The sequence below is a fragment of the Metallibacterium scheffleri genome (assembly GCF_002077135.1).
Taxonomy (GTDB): Bacteria; Pseudomonadota; Gammaproteobacteria; order Xanthomonadales; family Rhodanobacteraceae; genus Metallibacterium; species Metallibacterium scheffleri.
This window is the reverse complement of record NZ_LDOS01000001.1, coordinates 197012-215516: the sequence shown is the minus strand read 5'-3', so window position 1 is coordinate 215516 and position 18505 is coordinate 197012. Positions and strand designations below refer to the sequence as shown.

The 18505-nt window shown below is 66.4% G+C and carries 16 protein-coding genes; 12 read left to right on the top strand and 4 right to left on the bottom strand.

Annotation, left to right across the window (positions count from 1 at the left end):
- The 12 genes from Mschef_RS00940 (at position 1) to Mschef_RS00885 (ending at position 9992) form a co-directional block, all read left to right on the top strand.
- The gene (locus Mschef_RS00940; protein ID WP_081125989.1) at positions 1-1425 is read left to right on the top strand and encodes an aspartate aminotransferase family protein; all 1425 of its coding nucleotides are present in this window, start codon (positions 1-3) and stop codon (positions 1423-1425) included.
- Between the two features lie 64 nt (positions 1426-1489).
- Positions 1490-1846: a 6-carboxytetrahydropterin synthase QueD gene (gene queD, locus Mschef_RS00935; RefSeq protein ID WP_081125988.1), complete on the top strand. Its 357-nt coding sequence runs from the start codon at positions 1490-1492 to the stop codon at positions 1844-1846.
- Positions 1847-2048: 202 nt separating this feature from the next.
- A complete protein-coding gene (locus tag Mschef_RS00930; RefSeq protein ID WP_081125987.1) occupies positions 2049-2420 on the top strand; it encodes a phasin family protein in 372 nt (123 codons plus the stop codon).
- 233 nt (positions 2421-2653) lie between these two features.
- Positions 2654-3025 (top strand): ATP synthase subunit I, encoded by a 372-nt coding sequence (locus Mschef_RS00925; RefSeq protein ID WP_081125986.1) that lies wholly within the window; start codon positions 2654-2656, stop codon positions 3023-3025.
- Positions 3026-3029: 4 nt separating this feature from the next.
- Complete coding sequence (gene atpB / locus Mschef_RS00920) at positions 3030-3878, top strand: F0F1 ATP synthase subunit A (RefSeq protein WP_081125985.1); 849 nt, start codon at positions 3030-3032, stop codon at positions 3876-3878.
- Positions 3879-3947: 69 nt separating this feature from the next.
- Positions 3948-4193, top strand: a complete 246-nt coding sequence (atpE, locus tag Mschef_RS00915; RefSeq protein ID WP_425480117.1) for a F0F1 ATP synthase subunit C — start codon at positions 3948-3950, stop codon at positions 4191-4193.
- A gap of 69 nt (positions 4194-4262) precedes the next feature.
- Positions 4263-4733, top strand: coding sequence for a F0F1 ATP synthase subunit B (locus Mschef_RS00910; RefSeq protein ID WP_081125983.1), 471 nt, complete (start codon positions 4263-4265; stop codon positions 4731-4733).
- A gap of 2 nt (positions 4734-4735) precedes the next feature.
- Complete coding sequence (locus tag Mschef_RS00905; RefSeq protein WP_081125982.1) at positions 4736-5275, top strand: F0F1 ATP synthase subunit delta; 540 nt, start codon at positions 4736-4738, stop codon at positions 5273-5275.
- A gap of 79 nt (positions 5276-5354) precedes the next feature.
- Entirely contained in the window at positions 5355-6905 is a 1551-nt protein-coding gene (atpA, locus tag Mschef_RS00900) for a F0F1 ATP synthase subunit alpha (protein ID WP_081125981.1), read from the top strand.
- A 146-nt stretch (positions 6906-7051) separates the two neighbouring features.
- Entirely contained in the window at positions 7052-7918 is an 867-nt protein-coding gene (gene atpG / locus Mschef_RS00895; RefSeq protein ID WP_081125980.1) for a F0F1 ATP synthase subunit gamma, read from the top strand.
- A 129-nt stretch (positions 7919-8047) separates the two neighbouring features.
- A complete protein-coding gene (atpD, locus tag Mschef_RS00890; RefSeq protein ID WP_081125979.1) occupies positions 8048-9463 on the top strand; it encodes a F0F1 ATP synthase subunit beta in 1416 nt (471 codons plus the stop codon).
- Positions 9464-9569: 106 nt separating this feature from the next.
- A complete protein-coding gene (locus tag Mschef_RS00885; RefSeq protein ID WP_081126744.1) occupies positions 9570-9992 on the top strand; it encodes a F0F1 ATP synthase subunit epsilon in 423 nt (140 codons plus the stop codon).
- Positions 9993-10042: 50 nt separating this feature from the next.
- Here Mschef_RS00885 and Mschef_RS00880 read toward each other — a convergent pair whose 3' ends face one another.
- The 4 genes from Mschef_RS00880 to Mschef_RS00865 all read right to left on the bottom strand — a co-directional run bounded on the left by Mschef_RS00880 (position 10043) and on the right by Mschef_RS00865 (position 18447).
- Positions 10043-10729, bottom strand: coding sequence for a Fe2+-dependent dioxygenase (locus Mschef_RS00880; RefSeq protein ID WP_081125978.1), 687 nt, complete (start codon positions 10727-10729; stop codon positions 10043-10045).
- A 61-nt stretch (positions 10730-10790) separates the two neighbouring features.
- Positions 10791-13019 carry a TonB-dependent receptor gene (locus Mschef_RS00875; protein ID WP_081125977.1) on the bottom strand — a complete coding sequence of 743 codons (2229 nt, stop codon included), beginning with the start codon at positions 13017-13019 and terminating at the stop codon, positions 10791-10793.
- Positions 13020-13184: 165 nt separating this feature from the next.
- A complete protein-coding gene (locus Mschef_RS00870; RefSeq protein ID WP_081125976.1) occupies positions 13185-15173 on the bottom strand; it encodes a DUF3857 domain-containing transglutaminase family protein in 1989 nt (662 codons plus the stop codon).
- Positions 15174-15273: 100 nt separating this feature from the next.
- Positions 15274-18447, bottom strand: coding sequence for a VPS10 domain-containing protein (locus tag Mschef_RS00865; protein ID WP_242426406.1), 3174 nt, complete (start codon positions 18445-18447; stop codon positions 15274-15276).
- Positions 18448-18505: the final 58 nt, after the last annotated feature.

Genomic DNA, 18505 nt, shown 5'->3' with positions numbered 1-18505 from the left:
ATGCCGCACGCCGATCCGCATCACATTGTTCCGTTCGCCAGCGCATCCGCGCGCAGCGAGGCCGACTTGCTGGCCGACGAGGCACGCTACTGCTCGTTCGGCGACACGGTGCACTACACCGAGCCACCGAAGATCTTCGCGCGTTGCGAAGGCAGCTACATGTACGACCGCGCCGGCCTGCCCTATCTGGACCTGCAGATGTGGTATTCGGCGTGCAATTTCGGCTACGCCAATCCGCGCCTCAACGCCGCGCTGAAGCACCAGATCGACACCCTGCCGCAGGTCGCCAGCCAGTACCTGCATGTGGAGAAAATCGAACTGGCGAAGATCATCGCGCAGGACGCCGAGCGCAAGTTCGGCCTGCCCGGGCGCGTGCACTTCAACGTCGGCGGCGCGCAGGCGGTCGAGGATTCGCTCAAGCTGGTGCGCAATTTCAAGGGCGGCAAGAGCCTGATGATGGCCTACGAGGGCGGCTACCACGGGCGTACCCTGGGCGCTTCGGCGATCACTTCCAGTTACCGTTACCGGCGGCGTTACGGCCACTTCGGCGATCGCGCCATGTTCCTGCCGTTCCCGTACCACTTCCGCGGGCCCAAGGGCATGAGCAAGGAAGAGTACGGCGAGCAACTGGTGCGCGAGTTCGCGCGCCTGTTCGAGACCGAGTACTACGGCGTGTGGGACCCGAAGGCCGGCGAGTGCGAGTACGCGGCGCTGTATGTCGAGCCGCTGCAGGGCACCGGCGGCTACGTGCTGCCGCCGAAGAATTATTTCGCCGGCATCAAGAAGGTGCTCGATGAGCACGGCATGCTGATGGTGGTGGACGAGATCCAGATGGGTTTCTACCGCACCGGCAAGCTCTGGGGCATCGAGCATTTCGGCGTCAAGCCCGATGTGATCGTGTTCGGCAAGGCGCTCACCAACGGCCTCAATCCCCTGTCCGGGTTGTGGGCGCGCGAGGAGCTGATCAATCCCAAGCAGTTCCCGCCCGGCTCCACGCATTCCACCTTCAACGCCAATCCGCTGGGTACCGCGGTGGGTCTGGAGACCATGCGCATGCTGGCCGAGACCGATTACGAGGCGATGGTGTCCGCCAGCGGCGCGCACTTTCTCGCCGGGCTGCGCGATCTGCAGAAGCGCCACCCCGAGGTCGGCGATGTCGATGGCCTCGGACTGGCGCTGCGCGCCGAGATCTGCGAAGCCGACGGCTTCACGCCCAGCAAGAAACTGGTCGATCGCATGGTCGACATCGGCCTGGCCGGTGATCTCGATCACAACGGCAAGAAGATCGGCCTGGTGCTGGACATCGGCGGCTACTACAAGAACGTGATCACCTTCGCGCCCTCGCTGCACATCAGCGGCGCCGAGATCGACCTGGCCATGAGCCTGCTCGACCAGCTGCTGACGCGCGCCAAGCGTTCGCTGTGACGCAGCGCCGAGCCGTGCCGTCGCAGCCCATCGGCCGCGACGGCATGGTCGCTACAATCACGCCATGGATATCTTCAAGGTCTTCACCATCGAGGCGGCGCACCGGCTCACCGCCGTGCCGCCCGGGCACAAGTGCGCGCGCCTGCACGGGCATTCGATCCGCATCGAGGTCCACGTCAGCGGCGAACCCGACCCGGCGCTGGGCTGGGTGTGCGATTTCGCCGACATCAAGCGCGCGTTCCGGCCGTTGTACGCGCAGCTCGACCACAACTACCTCAACGACCTGCCGGGCCTGGACAATCCCACCAGCGAGTTGATCGCGCGCTGGATCTGGCAGCGACTCAAGCCGGAATTGCCCAGCCTCAGCTGCATCGTGGTGCACGAGACCTGCACGGCCGGCGCGAGTTATCGCGGCGATTGAATATCGTCCAGGCCCTGATCGTTCTCGCGGCGTCCATGCTGTGGAGCAGCATCGTCCGGACTCGGGCGGCTGCACGGCATGTGCAAAACCGCTTCAGCATTGGAAACCGCGGCTGAATTGGATCATTAGGCACGATGTTGCATCGCACCAAATTCCGTGCTAGGATCTCCTCACGCTGAAATCCAAGCCTGAGGAGGCTGCCATGACCAACACTGCGTTCAACACCACCGCCTGGACCGATACCGTGACTGGCGCCGGTCGTGATCTGCAAGCCGCTGCGCTGAAGGCGCAAACGCTGAACTTCGATACCTTCGGTACCCTGCTGGGCCAGCATTTCGACATGCTGAGCAAGCAGAGCGAGGCTGCGTTGGCCTTTGGCCGCGAAGCCATGGCCGCGCGCGACGCCGAGTCCGCCAATGCGCTGATCGGCAAGGGCATCGCCACCGCGCGCAGCCAGGCCGAGGCTGCGTTGGCCCATGGGCGCAGCATCGCGAGCACGCTGAACCGTCACGCCGAGGCCTTGCAGAATCTGGCTGAGAAGCAGGTCGCGCAGATCAAGCCCATCAAGGGCTGATCCAACACTGCAGTCGAAATACCGCGGAAGCTCCCTCCCTCTCGGCTTCCGCGGCTCCTGACGGGCCGGTCATACCGGCCCGTTTTTTTGGGCGCGCCGCGCCCTGTCCCGCCGCCCACAAGGAAATCGTGAGGCAGGCATTGCCGCGCGCGTAATGCGGCTGCTATCCTTTTACGGCTTTGAGGCAGGCAGTCGGCAGGCTCGCGCTGCGGGCTGGACGCGAGGCAGTGTCGATGCACAGTTCGATTGCGGGCGGCAGGCGTTTCGCGTTACGCAGTGTCGCGCTGCAGCTTGGTGCCACGGTGTTGCTGGCCGTGACCTGGGCGGTCGCGCAGGGGATGCCGGCGGCGCTGGCGGCGTGCTTCGGAGGTGGTGCGGTGGCGTTGGGCAATGCGCTGTTCGCACTGCGTGTGTTTGCTGTGCGCGTGGCGCCTGCGCGGCAGGTGTTGCGCGGGATCTACGCCGGTGAGGCGCTCAAGCTTGGACTGGCGCTGTCCTTGCTGTACGTGGCCATCGCCGTGCTGAAATTGCCGTTCCTGCCGTTGCTGGCGGGTCTGGTGCTCGCGCAAATCGTGTTTTGGGTCGCCCTTGTCGCAATCAGGTGAGCGGATGTCTGGCAGTGCGGAGCAAGCCGCCGGCGGCGGCATGACGGAATACATCCACCACCATCTGCACAATCTGCAGTGGCACGTGGGTGCAGGGCCGTTCTGGGTCATCAACATCGACACCGTCGGTGTTTCCCTGGTGCTGATGGCGATTTTCCTGGGCGTGTTCATCCCTGCCGCGCGCCGCGCCCACGCAGGCGTCCCCGGGCGTTTCCAGGCTTTCGTCGAGATGGTGGTCGTCGGTGTCGACGAGCTGGTGCGCGAGACCTTCCATGGTTCCAGCAAGCTGATCGCACCGCTGGCGCTGACCATCTTCGTGCTGGTGTTCATGATGAACTTCATGGACCTGTTGCCGGTGGACCTGTTGCCCTGGCTTGGACGCGAGGCGGGTTTGCCTTATCTCCGCGTGGTGCCTACGGCCGACCTGAACACCACCCTCGGCATGGCGCTGACGGTGTTCCTGCTGATCCAGTATTTCGGCCTCAAGCACAAGGGGGCGCGGTTGTTTTTCAAGGAAATGTTCACCGCGCCGTTCCACGCGCACGGTTTCGGCGCGATCGTGCTGGCGCCGGTCAATTTCCTGCTGCGCCTGATCGAGGAGGCAGTGCGCCCGGTTTCGCTGAGTCTGCGACTGTTCGGCAACATGTATGCGGGTGAATTGATCTTCATCCTGATCGCGACGATGACCCTGGGCGCGAGTCTGGCGCATGCGCTGACATACGTGATGGGCCCCGTGCAGTTTCTGTCCGACTTCGTGTGGACCACCTTCCATATCCTGATCATCACCCTGCAAGCCTTCATTTTCATGATGCTGACCATCGTCTACCTCAGCATCGCCTCGGAACAACACTGATTTCCCCTCGTAAACCCGATCCTTACTGCGGAGAGCACCATGGAGCACGTTGATTCGATCGCCAATGTCATGGGCATGACCATGATTGCCGCGGGCCTCTTGATTGGCCTGGGCGCGCTTGGGGCCGCCATCGGCTTCGGCATTCTGGGCGGCAAGTTTTTGGAAGGCGCGTCGCGCCAGCCCGAGTTGACCCCGATGCTGCAGGTCAAGATGTTCATCGTCGCCGGTCTGCTCGATGCGATTCCGATGATCGGCGTGGCGATCGGCCTGCTGTTGATCTTCGCCAATCCGTTCCTGTCGGCGCTGGCGAAGTAATCACTTGAAACCTCTCAAGCCATATGCGGTCGTCGCGGCGATTGCCGCGACCGTAGTGGGAAGCCTGCAATGAACATCAACCTGACGCTCATCATCGAGGGCCTGGCGTTTTTCGCCGTGGTGCTGCTGGTGATGAAGTACGGATGGCCGCCTTTCATGGCGGCCATCGAAGAACGCCAGAAGCGCATCGCCGAGGGGCTGGCCGCGGCGGAAAGCGCGCGCGCCGAACTGCGCGATGCCGATGCGCGCGTGGCCGAGGAGATCAAGGCCGCGCGGCAACAGGCCGCGGAGATCATCGACCGTGCCCAGCACCAGGCCAACCTGTTGCTGGACAAGGCGCGCGAGGACGCCGTGGCCGAGATGCAGCGCTACAAGTCCGCCGCCGAGACCGAGATCGTCGCCGCCACGGCGCGCGCGCGCGCGGAGCTCAGCGCGCGCGTCGGCGAGCTGGTGCTGGCCGGCGCCAGCAAGATCCTGCAGCGCGAGGTGGATGCCGGCACCCATCGGCAACTGCTCGATCAACTGGCGGCCGAGATCTGACCATGGCGCAGGCGCTGACCCTCGCCCGACCTTACGCACGCGCTGCCTTCGGTGCCGCGCGCGCGGACCAGCAGCTGGCTTCGTGGTCGGCGTGTCTGGCATTCGCGGCGCAAGCCGCGCTCGATCCGCAGATCGTCGCCTTGCATGGTGATCCGCGCGTGACGCCGGGGCAGTTGCAGGCGCTGCATCTGCCCCCGGATGCGGCCAGCGGTGGTGCGTTCGCGCGCTTCCTCGTGGTACTTGCCGAGGCTGGGCGCCTGAATCTGCTGCCCTTCATCCGCGACGAATTCGATGCCCTGCTGCGCGATGCCGAGGCCACGCTCGAGGTCAGCGTGACCAGTGCGCAGGCACTGGACGAAGCTGCGCAGGCGCGTCTGAACGAAGCACTGGCGCGCCGCTACGGACGCCGCATCCAGTTGAACCTGCGCCAGGATCCGGCGCTGCTTGCCGGGGTGATGCTCGAGGTCGAAGGCGAAGTCATCGACGGCTCCATGCGCGGACGTTTGCAGCGCCTCGCTGGCGCGCTGGCCCACGGCAACTGATGGTTTAGCACCCGACCCTCCTTGCAGATTCCACATTCGCGACCGCCCTGTTTGCGCGGGGCTCCACGGGAACAAGTCCATGTCCAGCAACACGCTCAATCCTTCCGAAATCAGCGAGCTCATCAAGCAGCGCATCGAGCAGTTCAAGCTCGGCGCAGAGGCGCGCAACGAGGGCACCCTGATCAGCGTGTCCGACGGCATCGTGCGCATCCACGGTCTCGACGACGTGATGCAGGGCGAGATGATCGAGCTGCCCGGTGACACCTTCGCGCTGGCGCTGAATCTCGAGCGCGACTCGGTCGGCGCCGTGGTGCTGGGCGACTACCAGCATCTGCGCGAAGGCGATCGCGTCAAGACCACCGGCCGCATCCTCGAGGTGCCGGTGGGCGAGGCGCTGCTGGGGCGCGTGGTCAATGCGCTGGGTCAGCCCATCGACGGCCGCGGCACGATCGCGGCCACCGCAACCAGCCCGATCGAGAAAGTCGCGCCCGGCGTGATCTGGCGCAAGTCGGTGGATCAGCCGGTGCAGACCGGCTACAAATCCATCGACGCCATGGTTCCGATCGGTCGCGGTCAGCGCGAGCTGCTGATCGGCGACCGCCAGACCGGCAAGACCGCGCTGGCCGTGGATGCGATCATCAACCAGAAGGGCTCCGGCATAAAGTGCATCTACGTCGCCATCGGCCAGAAGCAGAGTTCGATCGCCGCCGTGGTGCGCAAGCTCGAAGAATACGGCGCACTGCAGCACACCATCATCGTCGCCGCCTCGGCGTCCGAATCGGCCGCGATGCAGTACATCGCGCCGTATTCCGGCTGCACCATGGGCGAGTATTTCCGCGATCGCGGCGAGGACGCGCTGATCATCTACGACGATCTGACCAAGCAAGCCTGGGCCTACCGCCAGATCTCGCTGCTGCTGAAGCGTCCGCCGGGCCGCGAGGCCTACCCGGGCGACGTGTTCTACCTGCATTCGCGCCTGCTCGAGCGTGCCGCGCGGGTCAACGCGGAGTACGTCGAAAAGGCCACGCAGGGCGCAATCAAGGGCAAGACCGGTTCACTCACCGCGCTGCCGATCATTGAAACCCAGGCTGGCGACGTGTCGGCATTCGTGCCGACCAACGTGATCTCGATCACCGACGGCCAGATTTTCCTCGAGACCGACTTGTTCAACGCAGGCATCCGCCCCGCGGTGAACGCCGGCGTATCGGTATCGCGCGTCGGCGGCGCCGCGCAGACCAAGATCATCAAGAAACTGGGTGGCGGCGTGCGCCTGGCGCTGGCGCAGTACCGCGAACTGGCGGCGTTCGCACAGTTCGCATCGGATCTGGATGCAACCACGCGCGCGCAGCTCGAACGCGGCCAGCGCGTCACCGAGCTGATGAAGCAGAGGCAGTACAGCCCGCTATCGGTTGGTGACATGGCGATTTCGCTGTATGCCGCCAGCGAGGGGCATCTGGACGATCTGAAAATCGCCGAAGTGCTGCCTTTCGAGCACGCGCTGCACCAGTTCATGCGTCAGGGCTACGCCGCACTGATGCAATCGATCGACACCAGCGGCGATTGGAACAAGGACATCGAGGGCACCTTCCAGCAGGCGCTCGCGGAGTTCAAGAAGACCGGAAGCTGGTAAGCGGGCCGGGGCTCGGGACCGGGGCACAGGACTCGCGGTAGCGGGTTGCGCGGTTCCGGGATCGAGATCCGGAGAAGAAACGATCGGGAGGATGGCGATCCGGCGGTGCGCCGGGTTCCGAGTCCCGAGTCCCGAGGTTTGCAGACATGGCCAACGCACGCGAAATCCGCAGCAAGATCCGCAGCACGCAGAACATGCGCAAGGTGACGCGTGCGCTGGAAATGGTTTCGGCTTCGAAAATCCGCAAGGCGCAGGATCTGATGCGCGCCTCGCGGCCGTATGCGCGGCTGATGCGCCAGGTGGTCGGTCACATCGCCAAGGCCAATACCGAATACCGGCACCCGTTCATGGCGCGGCGCGAGGCGGTCAGGCGCGTCGGCTATCTGATGATTTCCTCCGACCGCGGATTGTGCGGCGGGCTCAATGCCAACCTGCAGCGCAAACTGCTGGCCGAGATCCGCGCCTGGCGCACACAGGGCGTCGAGGTCAATGTGGTCGCGGTGGGGCAGAAGGCGCTGCAGTTCTTCCGCCGCCTCAAAGACATCCAGTTGGTCGGTTCGGTCACGCATCTGGGTGAACGCCCGCGCGTCGAGGATCTGATCGGCGTCATCAAGGTTCTCCTGGACGCCTATACCGCGAATCGCCTGGACCGCGTATTTTTGGCCTACAACGATTTCATCAACACCATGAGCCAGAAGCCGGTAGTGGACACGCTGCTGCCATTGCCCGCCGGGCAAGGCTTGCAGGCCGGCCACGACTGGGATTACCTGTACGAGCCGGACGCCCCCAGCGTGCTCGACCCGGTGCTCAAGCGCTATATCGAGGCGCTGGTTTACCAGGGTGTGCTGGAAAATCTGGCCTGCGAGCACGCGGCGCGCATGGTGGCCATGAAGAGCGCCTCGGACAATGCCAACAAGCTGATCGAAACCTTCACCCTGATCTACAACAAGGCCCGCCAGGCGGCGATCACGCAGGAAATCAGCGAGATCGTCAGCGGCGCGGCCGCGGTGTAATGTCGATGCGATCTATGCGACGAACCCCGCAGCTTTGCGCGAATCGTGGCACCCGCGCCAAGTGGCTGATCCAGGTTCCGCGTTTGTGCGCACTTTCGAAATCCCAACGAAATTCCCGGAGTCAATGCAATGAGCCAAGGCAAAGTAGTGCAGATCATCGGTGCGGTGGTGGACGTGGAGTTCCCGCGCGACCAGGTGCCGAGGGTGTACGACGCGCTCAAGCTGCCGGGCACGGCGATCACGCTCGAAGTGCAGCAGCAGCTCGGTGATGGCGTGGTGCGCACCATCGCGCTGGGCACTACCGACGGACTCAAGCGCGGCCTGGTTGCCGACAACACCGGTGCGGGCATCAAGGTGCCGGTGGGCAAGGGCACGCTGGGACGCATCCTCGACGTGCTCGGCCGTCCGATCGACGAGGCCGGCCCGGTGCAGGCCGAGGATCACTGGGAAATCCATCGTGCTGCGCCCGCCTATGCCGATCAGGCCGCGGCCAATGAATTGCTGGAAACCGGCATCAAGGTGATCGATCTGGTCTGCCCGTTCGCCAAGGGCGGCAAGGTCGGCCTGTTCGGCGGCGCCGGCGTCGGCAAGACCGTCAACATGATGGAGCTGATCAACAACATCGCCAAGCAGCACAGCGGCCTGTCGGTATTCGCGGGCGTCGGCGAGCGCACCCGCGAGGGCAACGACTTTTACCACGAGATGAAGGACTCCAACGTTCTCGACAAGGTGGCGATGGTCTACGGCCAGATGAACGAGCCGCCGGGCAACCGTCTGCGCGTGGCGCTGACCGGCCTGACCCTGGCCGAATACTTCCGCGACGACAAGGATCCGGCCACCGGCCGGGGCCGCGACATCCTGTTTTTCGTCGACAACATCTACCGCTACACGCTGGCCGGCACCGAGGTGTCCGCGCTGCTCGGTCGCATGCCCTCGGCCGTGGGTTACCAGCCGACGCTGGCCGAGGAAATGGGCGTGCTGCAGGAACGCATCACCTCGACCAAGACCGGCTCGATCACCTCGATCCAGGCCGTCTACGTGCCCGCGGATGACCTCACCGATCCCTCGCCGGCGACCACCTTCGCGCATCTGGATTCCACGGTGACATTGAGTCGCCAGATCGCCTCGCTGGGCATCTATCCGGCGGTTGATCCGCTGGACTCCACCAGCCGCCAGCTCGACCCGAACATCATCGGCCAGGAGCATTACGACACCGCGCGCCGCGTGCAGGGCACGCTGCAGCGCTACAAGGAGTTGAAGGACATCATCGCCATCCTCGGCATGGACGAGCTCAGCGACGAGGACAAGTTGTCGGTGTCGCGCGCACGCAAGATCGAGCGCTTCTTCTCGCAGCCGTTCCACGTCGCCGAGGTGTTTACCGGCGCGCCGGGCAAGTACGTCACGCTCAAGGAAACCATCCGCGGCTTCAAGATGATCTGCGATGGCGATTGCGACCACCTGCCCGAGCAGGCGTTCTACATGGTCGGCGGCATTGACGAGGCGATCAAGAAGGCCGAGGAAATGGGTGCCAGGAAGGCGGCATGAGACCAGCCGGTAACTTGCAGCGATCAATCGGGCTGGCGATGACCACCATCATTTCCGGCCTGCCGGTTTGACATCCACCCGCAGCAACCAATCGAACCCGATGACCATGACCACCATCCGTTGCGACATCGTCAGCGCCGAGGCCGAGATCTTCCACGGCGAGGCCACCCTCGTGGTCGCCAGCGGCGTCATGGGCGAGCTGGGCATCGCGCCGCGCCACGCGCCGCTGATCACGCGGCTGAAGCCGGGCCAGGTCGATGTGGTGCGTCCCGATGGCGAGCGCCTGTCGTTCTATGTCTCCGGTGGCATCCTCGAGGTGCAGCCGCAGGTGGTCACGGTGCTGGCCGATACCGCGCTGCGCGCCGCCGACATCGACGAGGCCGCTGCACTCAAAGCCAAGCAGGAAGCCCAGGATGCGCTGAGCAATCGCAAGGACGCGATCGAACTGGCCGAGGCGCAGGCACAACTGGTGCAGGCGATCGCGCAGTTGCAGGCACTGGAGCGGCTGCGCAAGCAGCTCAAGCACTGAGCCGGTGCCGTCCTGCCGGTCGGGTCCGCGCGGGCGCCAGCGTGGATCGATCAGGGCTCGGCCCACTGCCGCAGCAGGTTGTGGTAAACGCCCGTCAGCCCCACGCATGCGGTCTGGTCCGCGCCCGTGGCCAGCAGGCGCTGGATGGCGCGGTCCAGGTCGAACAGCAGGGTGCGCCGCCCGTCGTCGCGCACCATGCTCTGTATCCAGAAAAAACACGCCATGCGTGTGCCGCGGGTGACCTCGGTCACGCGATGCAGGCTGGACGCGGGATACAACACCATGTCGCCAGCCGCCAGTCTGATGCGCTGCAGGCCACAGGTATCCTCGATCTGCAGTTCGCCGTTGTCGTAATCCTCGGGCGCGTTCAGAAACAGCGTGGCGGATAAATCGGTGCGGATTTTCTGGCCGCTGCCCGGCAGCAGGCGCACGGAGCCGTCGACATGTGCACCGAAGCTCATGCCCACGCCATAGCGGTTGAACAACGGCGGGTACACGCGCTGCGGCAGCGCGGCGCTGATGAACAGCGGGTTGCGCTCCAGCGCAGCCAGCACGACATCACCCAGTTCACGCGCCATCGCGGCGCGTTCGTCGATCTGCTGGTTGAACTTCACTGGCGCGCCGGTATGCCCGGCGGTCGCGCGGCCGTCGACCCAAGGCGCATCGGCGGTCTCGAGGCGGACGCGCAGGGCAGCGACCTGCGCGGCAGTGAGCATGTTCGGAATCTGCAGCAGCATGGGCGTTGCGCCTCCTCAGGATTCGTCGGCCGCTGCCACAGCATGCGGCGGCGGTGCGGATTCAATAGCGGTAGCTGAAGGTCATCTGCAGGGTGCGTCCGATGCCGGGCACCGAACGCCCGCCATCGGAGGGAATCAGCGAGACGAAGTAGCGTCGATCGCCCAGGTTGAACACATTCAATTGCACGGAATACGGCCCGGTGTCGTAGCCCAGCATGCCGTTGTAAACGGCGTAGCCTGGCGCGGAGACCACGTTGTTGTTGGCCGCGTAGCGCAACGACTGCCACTGCGCGCCGATGCCGGCGCGCCAGTGCCGGCCCACTTGCCATGTGGACCACAGCGTGGCCGCGTTGCGCGGCGTATTCGCCGGAACCTTGCCCTGCGTGCCGTCCAGTGCCTTGACGATGCGTGCGTCGAGCAGGGTGTAGCCGGCGAACAGCTGCCAGCCGCGGGTGATGTTGCCCACCAGTCCCAGGTTGAGTCCACGCACGCGCACGTTACCGTCGAGCGTGTACACGCCGGGCGAGATCTGCGTCCGCGCGTTGGTCTTCTGCACCTCGAACAGAGCTGCGGTAAGCGCCAGCGCATCTTCGGCGAGATTCCATTTGCCGCCGACTTCGAGCGAGCGGTTCTGCTCCGGTGCGAGGTCCTGCATACCGTTGACGACGGTGAGGGTTTCCAGCGAAGGGTCGAACGAGGTGCCGTAGCTGGCGTAGTAGGACTGGCGTTCGTCGGGTTGCCAGATGAAGCCGCCGCGTACGCTGGTGAAATACACCTTCTGCTGCGCATAGGCCGGCTGTGACGTGGTGTTCCACAGGTCCGCGGCGAAGCGGTCGCGACGCAGGCCACCCACGAACTGCCAGTGCGGGTCCAGCTGCACGATGTCGTTGGCATACACGGCCGCCGTACTGGCATGGCCCAGCGCGGCGTTGCCCGGCGTGGTGGTTGCGCTGGCGGGTTGCGGCAGTTGCGCCGGGTCGAGCAGAGACAGTAGTGGTAGCCCGCTGCGCGAGGACGCCTGGTTCACGTAGCGGTCGCGACCCAGCTCGATGCCGGTGACCAGCGTGTGCGCGATCGCGCCGGTGTCGAAGCGCGCCTCCAGCTCGGCCTGGTCGCCGAGTGCACGATCATGGATCACGCGGTCGTGGCTGCCGAGCTGCACATACAGCTGGTCCAGCGGCAGGCTGGTTGGATTGCCTTGCGCGCGGTTGAGCGTCGTGCCCGCAGCCGTGACGATGGAACTGGCGCCGGTCTCGCGCGCATCGGTGGTGTAGCTGCCCCAGCGCAACTGATTGTGGAAGGAGAGGGCATCGCTGAAGCGGTGCATCAGGCGCGCGTCGAAGATGGCGACGCGCTGGATCGTGCGGTCGTCGGTCAGCCCGTAGAAGTTGTTCGTGTCGACGGCGGCGGGGTGCCCGTTGAGCGGCGGCAGCCCGTAATCGGGCATGTCGCGGTTGCGCTGCAGCAGCGCCGACAGGGTGATTTCGGTGTCCGTGCCCATGCCCAGGCGCAGCGATGGTGCGATGCCGCCGTCGCGATTGTGCAGCACGTCGCGCGTGCTGTGGATGTCCTGGGCGAAGGCGTTGATGCGGAAGGCCGCCGTCGTGCTCAGCGGCTGGTTGACGTCGGTGCTCAGGCGCGTGCCTTCCGGGTTGGCGGTGGTGGCGCTGAAGGAACCGAAGGCGCGGGCCTCGGGCACCTTGGACACCTGATTGATGACGCCGCCCGTCGAGCCACGCCCGAACAGCATGGACGCGGGGCCCTCCAGCACCTGCACCGAGGACAGGTCGAACACATCGCGGTAGTACTGGCCGCGATCGCGCATGCCATCCAGGTAGATGTCGGTGCGCGCGCTGAAGCCGCGCAGATTGATGTTGTTGCCGATCTGCCCGCCTTCGGCGCCGCCCAGGGTGATGCCCGGCACGTTGCGCAGGGCATCGGCCAGCGCGGAGACGCCCTGCGACTGCAGCAGCGCGGCGTCGAGCACGGTGACGCTCTGCGGAATGTCGCGCAGCGACTGCACGCCCAGCGGGCCGACCGCGGCGTGATCGTGCAGCCAGGCATCGCGCAGGCTTTGCGCCTCGACCTTGATCGGTTGCAGCGACCTGATCTGCGCCAGGTCGGGCGCATCCGCTGCGGCTGTCGCGGCAACAGGTGCCGGCACCGCGTCGTGACCGGGGTCGTGACGAGCGACGCTGCCTGCGTTCGCTGCCTGCGCGGCAGCGGGCGTGGCGAGGTGCAAGGCAACGGAAAGCGCCGCGGCCAGCGGCGTGGGCGACAGTCGGGACATGGGCTCTCCATGGAACTGGAGCCCTGGCGACGGCTGGGGCGTGGGGCGGCGGCGAGGGGCAACGAGCGCCGCGGTCAAATGCGAACAATTCGCATCTTATGCGGCGTCGCGCGCAAGGTCAAGAACTGGCGCAGGTGTTGCGTCGGTGCATGTTGAGTCGCCCGGTCAGGGTTGGGCGGCGGGTTGCGCCTGCAACCAGTGCAACGCTACACCAGGCCCGGCATACAGCACCTGCGCGCGCTGATCCTTGCCGATCACCCCGGCCAATGCCTGCAGCGCGGCCAGATCGCTGGCCGGACACAGGCCGTCACCGGTGGTCACCAGACTGCGTTCGGCGATCACGCTGGTACCCGCCAACTGGTAGCGCGCCTGATAGTGGCCAGCGCTGTTGCTGAAGTTCACCGGCGGTGGAATGGCAATGAAGTGGCTACCGGGCGGGAAACGCAGGTGCGTATTGCTGACGCGCGCGCTGCCGGTGCAGGCCAGGGGCAGGCGCCGGCCCGCGGCATCGCCGCCGGGTACATTGATCCACGTGCCGGAGCCGGGGATGGTCACCGCCGCCGGGCCGGGCAGTTGCGCGAACGCCGGCACCTTGACCTGCATGCGCAGCACGAAGGGCGTGGCGAAATCCAGCGGGTTGCCGAACTGCATGTCGCCGGTGCCCTGCATGCCGCGTGAAGCCAGCATGCTCTGCATGATGTATTTCTCCTGCCCGGGTCGCACGCTGAGAAAATTGCCGCGCATGCCGATGTCGGTGGCGCCGACGCCGCGCTCGCTGCTGCGCGCGATCAGGCTGCCATCGGCGGTGATCTCGCTGTGGTCATCCGAGACCAGGCCCATGGTGGCCGGGCCGAAGCCGGGCGTGTGCATGACGCGCGGCTCGCCCGGCGCGGCGCGCACCAGCACGACTTGGCGCCCGAGATCGCTGCCGGGCAGTTCGCCGAACGGCGCCTCGCCCACGGTGGAATCGACGAATAGATGCCACTGCGGCAAGTACGTGATGATGTGGTTGAAATGATTGGCGGCCACCTGCGGTGGGCGATTGGGACCGCCGGCATTGATCAGCGCGCCGATCGCATCGATGCCCTTGGCGGCGAGCAGCGCTTCCAGCAGCGTGGCGTGGTCCTTGCAATCGCCGTAGCGGTTGGCGATCACGGTGGCGGCATCATGCGGCACCACGCCACCGACGCCGAAATACACCGCCACGTAGCGGATGTGCTTGCTCACCCAGTCGTAGATCGCCACCGCCTGTGCGCGCTTGCCGCTGATGCCACGGGTGATCGCGTCGGCCAGCTTGCGCACCTCGGGCGTGACCGCGCTCATGGCCTGGGCGCGCGCCCAGTAGGCGTCGCCGATGGCGGCGTAATCGGGGAATGTGCTCACCATCACCCGTGGCGAGAACACGTAGGGACTGGGCGCGATGGTCTCGGGCGCCATCGGCGGCACGTTATCCAGCGCGAAACCGATCAACTTGCGGCCACTGCCGGCCGGCGTGGTGGGCGCCCACGCTTGCATTCCGTAGGACTGGACGTGAAACGGCAGGTCGGCGGGGATGTCGTAACTCAGCCGCACCTTGCCCCAGTCGCCATAGCGCGAGTAGCTCTCGATATCGCTGAACTGCCCGGGGAACAGCGCCTCGTGGGTATCGATGCGGTAGCTGTAGTGCAGCGTCGCGCCCACCGCCAACTGCGGGAACACGATGATGCGCAGCTCGGTGTCGGAAAACATCGGCGCGCCCACGCCGGCGTTGTCGAGTTTGGTGAAGATCTGGTTCTTGCCCACCTCGATGCGCTTGCCATCCGGGGTACTGACCCAGGCGGAGAGAACATCGAGTTTCTGGCGCGACACGCTGTAGGGCAGGCGCACGCTGCTCCACTCGCTGATGCCGGCGACGGTGTTGATGCGCACGCTGCGCGTGACCGTTTCGGTGAATGCGCCGCTGCGCTCGATACGGTAGGCATCCTCCAGCAGCAGATTGCTGGAGGCCGATTGCACCTCGGCCCTGGCGGGCGCCGGGATCACCTCGGGAATCGTGTGGTCCGGCGTGGCGGTGGCGCGCGCGGTCGATGCGGGTGCCGCGGGCAACAATTGTGCGTGGGCGATACCCGCCGCCAGCAGGGTGGCGAGGGCGAGGGTCGAAGCGATGCGACGCATGAGTGTCCGTTCCCGGGTGGCGTGCGCGCGAGTCTAGGCGGAATCCGCTGATCGCGTTGGCTGTGCCCGGCCGTACAGGCCGGCCGGGCACGGCCAGGGCTCAATCGCGGATCGGCGCGGCACCTGCCCCGTGCAGGCTGGCGTTGAGCGTGGCCAGCTCGGGACCACGCAAGTGCCGCCAGCGTGCCAGGGTTTGCTGCAGGGTCGCGTGGGCCATGCGGAAGCCCAGCTCGGCGTCGCGGGTCGGCGGCACGTCGGCGTTGTCCACCGCGTGCTCGAGGCTGTCCATGCGCGCGGCCAGCGCGGTCAGGCTGTCGAGATGCGTGGGCGGCGTGCCCACCGAGTTCGACGGATCGGGCGCAGGGATGTCGCTGAGCGCCGCGAGGCGCGCGCGAAACGCACCCAGCGCCGCGGCCTGCGCGGCGGGCAGCGTGGCACTGACCTGCGCGAGTGCCTTTTGCAGGCGCGCGGCGCCGCGCAGCGCACTAGCCAGCGCGGCGCGATCGGTTTCAATCGCCTGCGCCAGCTTGAACTGCGCGGCGTAATCGGCGGCGCTCATGCCGCGCACGCGCGGATCGGGCAGCACGCGCAGTGGCTGCGTGAAGTGCTGGCCGTCCACATCCAGCACCACGCGATACGCGCCGGGCGCGGCCCACACGCCATCGCTCCACACCCCGTGCGGGGCCAGCGCCGCCGGCGCCGCCCAATGCAGATTCCACACGAAACGGTGCATGCCGGGCGTGGTCGCCAGTGGTGTCGGCTGCTGCACCCACACCGGCGCGATCTGGATCTTGGTGAGGTCGATGCCAGGCAACGCATCGGCGCTGCTGTAGCGGCGCACGACCTGGCCGGCGGCGTCGAGGATGCTCAGGCTCACCCTGTGCGCCGGTGATTTGAGCGCGTAGTCGATGTAGGCGCCGCTGGGCGGATTCTTGCCGCGCGGTTCGCTCAGCGGCAGCGGCGTGCCGGCGAAGCCCAGCGGACGCACGCGATAGGCCGCCAGTGGTGCGAACAGATACGTGCCCGGCGCGGCGCTAGCCGCCGCCATCTGCCGCAGCGGGGTGATGTCGTCCATGATCCAGATGCCGCGTCCGTGCGTGGCGATCACCAGATCGTTGTCCTTGACCAGCAGATCGCGCACCGAGGTCACCGGCAGATTCTGCTGCAGCGGCTGCCAGTGATCGCCGTCATCGAACGAGACGAACACGCCGAACTCGGTGCCGGCATAGAGCAGGCCTGGCGTCACCGGATCGACCGTGACCACGTTGACGAAATCACGCGGCGGAATGCCGTGGGTGATCGCCTGCCAGGATGTGCCGCCATCGCGCGTGCGGTAAATATACGGGTGGAAATCGTCCAGCCGGTGCCGGTCGATGGCCACGTAGGCGACCCGCGCATGACGCGGCGAGGGTGCGATGCCGGCCACCTTCGACCACGGCGTCAGCGCGGACGGGGTGACGTTGCTCCAGTGCGCGCCGCCATCGTGCGTCACCCACAGCAGGCCATCATCGGTGCCGGCCCACACCAAGCCGGCATCCAGCGGCGAGGGCGCGATGCTGTACACCACACCGCGGCGTGGTCCGGCGATGGGGCTGTCGGCGGCGGTGCTGGCGTCGAGATTGGCCGGCACGGCCGGGTCGCGGCGGGTCAGGTCGGGGCTGATCGGCGCCCAGTGCGCGCCGCCGTCGAGGGTGCGGAACACGCGCTGGTTGCCGAAGTACAACGCCTTGGGCTGCGCCGGAGAAAACACCAGCGGCAGCGTCCAGGTGGCGCGATACAGGCCCGGCCAGGCCAGGGTCGGGTTGACCGATTGCGTCTGCTGGGTGCGCTGGTCGTACTTGTCCACCGAGCCGTTGTAGCTGTTGCCGTAGACCAGATCGGGATCGTGCGGATCGACCGCAATCTCGCCGCTCTCGCCGCCCGCGGTCAGTTCGTGGAACTGCATCATGCTGATGCCGTCGACGCCGTGCTCGCTCTGGCTGGGCAGGCACACCGCGCCGGAGTCCTGCTGCGCGCCGCACACCCAGAATGGAAAGCGGTTGTCGGTGGTGACGTGATAGATCTGCGCGGTCGGCTGGTTGTACCAGCTCGACCAGGTCTTGCCGCCATCGACACTGACCACCGCACCTTGATCCACGCCCAGAATGCGGTGGGCCGGGTCGCGCGGGTCGATCCACAGTGTGTGGTAGTCATCGCCGCCGGGCGCGCCCTTGACCGGCACGAAGGTCTTGCCGCCGTTGCGCGATTCGTACAGCGCGGTGTTGGCCGCGTAGACCACATCGCTGTCGCGCGGATCGACGGTGATGCCGCCGAAATACCAGCCGCGCTGCCAGATGCGCACGTCGGAACTGACGTGCGTCCAGTGCGCGCCGCCGTCGTCCGAGCGGTACAGGCCACCGGCCTTGGCATCGACCATGGCGTACACGCGTTGCGGGTCGGACGGCGCCACCGCCACGCCGATGCGCCCCGGCTGTGCGGCGAAGCCGTGCGCGGGCTGGCTGATCTCGCGCCAGTGCGCGCCGCCGTCGGTGGACTTGTACAGCCCGGAATCCGGTCCGTTGGACGGCGGATACACGTTCCACGGCGGGCGCCGCGTCTGCCACAGCGCGGCGTAGATCACGCTGGCATTTCCGGGCTGGAAGGCCAGGTCGATGGCGCCGGTGTTGGCGTTCTTGTACAGCACTTTCTGCCAGGTCCGGCCGCCATCCGTGGTCTTGAACACACCGCGTTCGGCGTTGGGGCCGTAGGGATGGCCCAGCGCGGCGACGTAGACGATGTTCGGATCATGCGGGTCAACCAGCACGCTGCCGATCGCCTGCGTGTGGGTGAGGCCGATATGCGTCCAGGTGCGCCCGGCGTCGGTGGATTTCCACATGCCATCGCCCATGGCGATGTCCGAGCGCATGTCGGCCTCGCCGGTGCCGACATAGATCACGTCCGGGTCGGAGGGCGCCACCGCCAGCGCGCCGATCGAGCCCACCGGTTCGGCGTCGAAGATCGGCGTCCACGTGCGTCCGGCATTGTCGCTGCGCCAGACGCCGCCATCGACCGCGCCGAAGTAAAAGCGCTGCGGATGCTGCGGCACGCCGCTGACCGCCAGCACGCGTCCGCCGCGGAACGGACCGATCAGGCGCCAGTGCAGATCCTGGAACAAGGCTGGCGCGACCCGCGCGGGACCTGGCGCCGCAGCAGGCGCGGCCGTGGCCAGCGTGCCGCCCGCGGCCAGCGTCATGAGCAGGGTCAATGTCAGAGTCTTGCCAAGCGATGGATGCATGAGTTGGTCCCCGAAGTGGGCGTGCGCCACGCCCGTCTAGCCAACGCCGCAGCGCACC

Bases quoted from the DNA above. Each gene is read 5' to 3' on its own strand.
- Mschef_RS00930 (WP_081125987.1), top strand. From the start codon at position 2,049: ATGACCAACACTGCGTTCAACACCACCGCCTGGACCGATACCGTGACT.
- Mschef_RS00905 (WP_081125982.1), top strand. From the start codon at position 4,736: ATGGCGCAGGCGCTGACCCTCGCCCGACCTTACGCACGCGCTGCCTTC.
- Mschef_RS00910 (WP_081125983.1), top strand. From the start codon at position 4,263: ATGAACATCAACCTGACGCTCATCATCGAGGGCCTGGCGTTTTTCGCC.
- Mschef_RS00875 (WP_081125977.1), bottom strand. From the start codon at position 13,019: ATGTCCCGACTGTCGCCCACGCCGCTGGCCGCGGCGCTTTCCGTTGCC.
- atpG (WP_081125980.1), top strand. From the start codon at position 7,052: ATGGCCAACGCACGCGAAATCCGCAGCAAGATCCGCAGCACGCAGAAC.
- Mschef_RS00925 (WP_081125986.1), top strand. From the start codon at position 2,654: ATGCACAGTTCGATTGCGGGCGGCAGGCGTTTCGCGTTACGCAGTGTC.
- atpB (WP_081125985.1), top strand. From the start codon at position 3,030: ATGTCTGGCAGTGCGGAGCAAGCCGCCGGCGGCGGCATGACGGAATAC.
- atpD (WP_081125979.1), top strand. From the start codon at position 8,048: ATGAGCCAAGGCAAAGTAGTGCAGATCATCGGTGCGGTGGTGGACGTG.
- Mschef_RS00880 (WP_081125978.1), bottom strand. From the start codon at position 10,729: ATGCTGCTGCAGATTCCGAACATGCTCACTGCCGCGCAGGTCGCTGCC.
- Mschef_RS00865 (WP_242426406.1), bottom strand. From the start codon at position 18,447: ATGCATCCATCGCTTGGCAAGACTCTGACATTGACCCTGCTCATGACG.
- Mschef_RS00885 (WP_081126744.1), top strand. From the start codon at position 9,570: ATGACCACCATCCGTTGCGACATCGTCAGCGCCGAGGCCGAGATCTTC.
- Mschef_RS00870 (WP_081125976.1), bottom strand. From the start codon at position 15,173: ATGCGTCGCATCGCTTCGACCCTCGCCCTCGCCACCCTGCTGGCGGCG.
- atpE (WP_425480117.1), top strand. From the start codon at position 3,948: ATGGGCATGACCATGATTGCCGCGGGCCTCTTGATTGGCCTGGGCGCG.
- atpA (WP_081125981.1), top strand. From the start codon at position 5,355: ATGTCCAGCAACACGCTCAATCCTTCCGAAATCAGCGAGCTCATCAAG.
- Mschef_RS00940 (WP_081125989.1), top strand. From the start codon at position 1: ATGCCGCACGCCGATCCGCATCACATTGTTCCGTTCGCCAGCGCATCC.
- queD (WP_081125988.1), top strand. From the start codon at position 1,490: ATGGATATCTTCAAGGTCTTCACCATCGAGGCGGCGCACCGGCTCACC.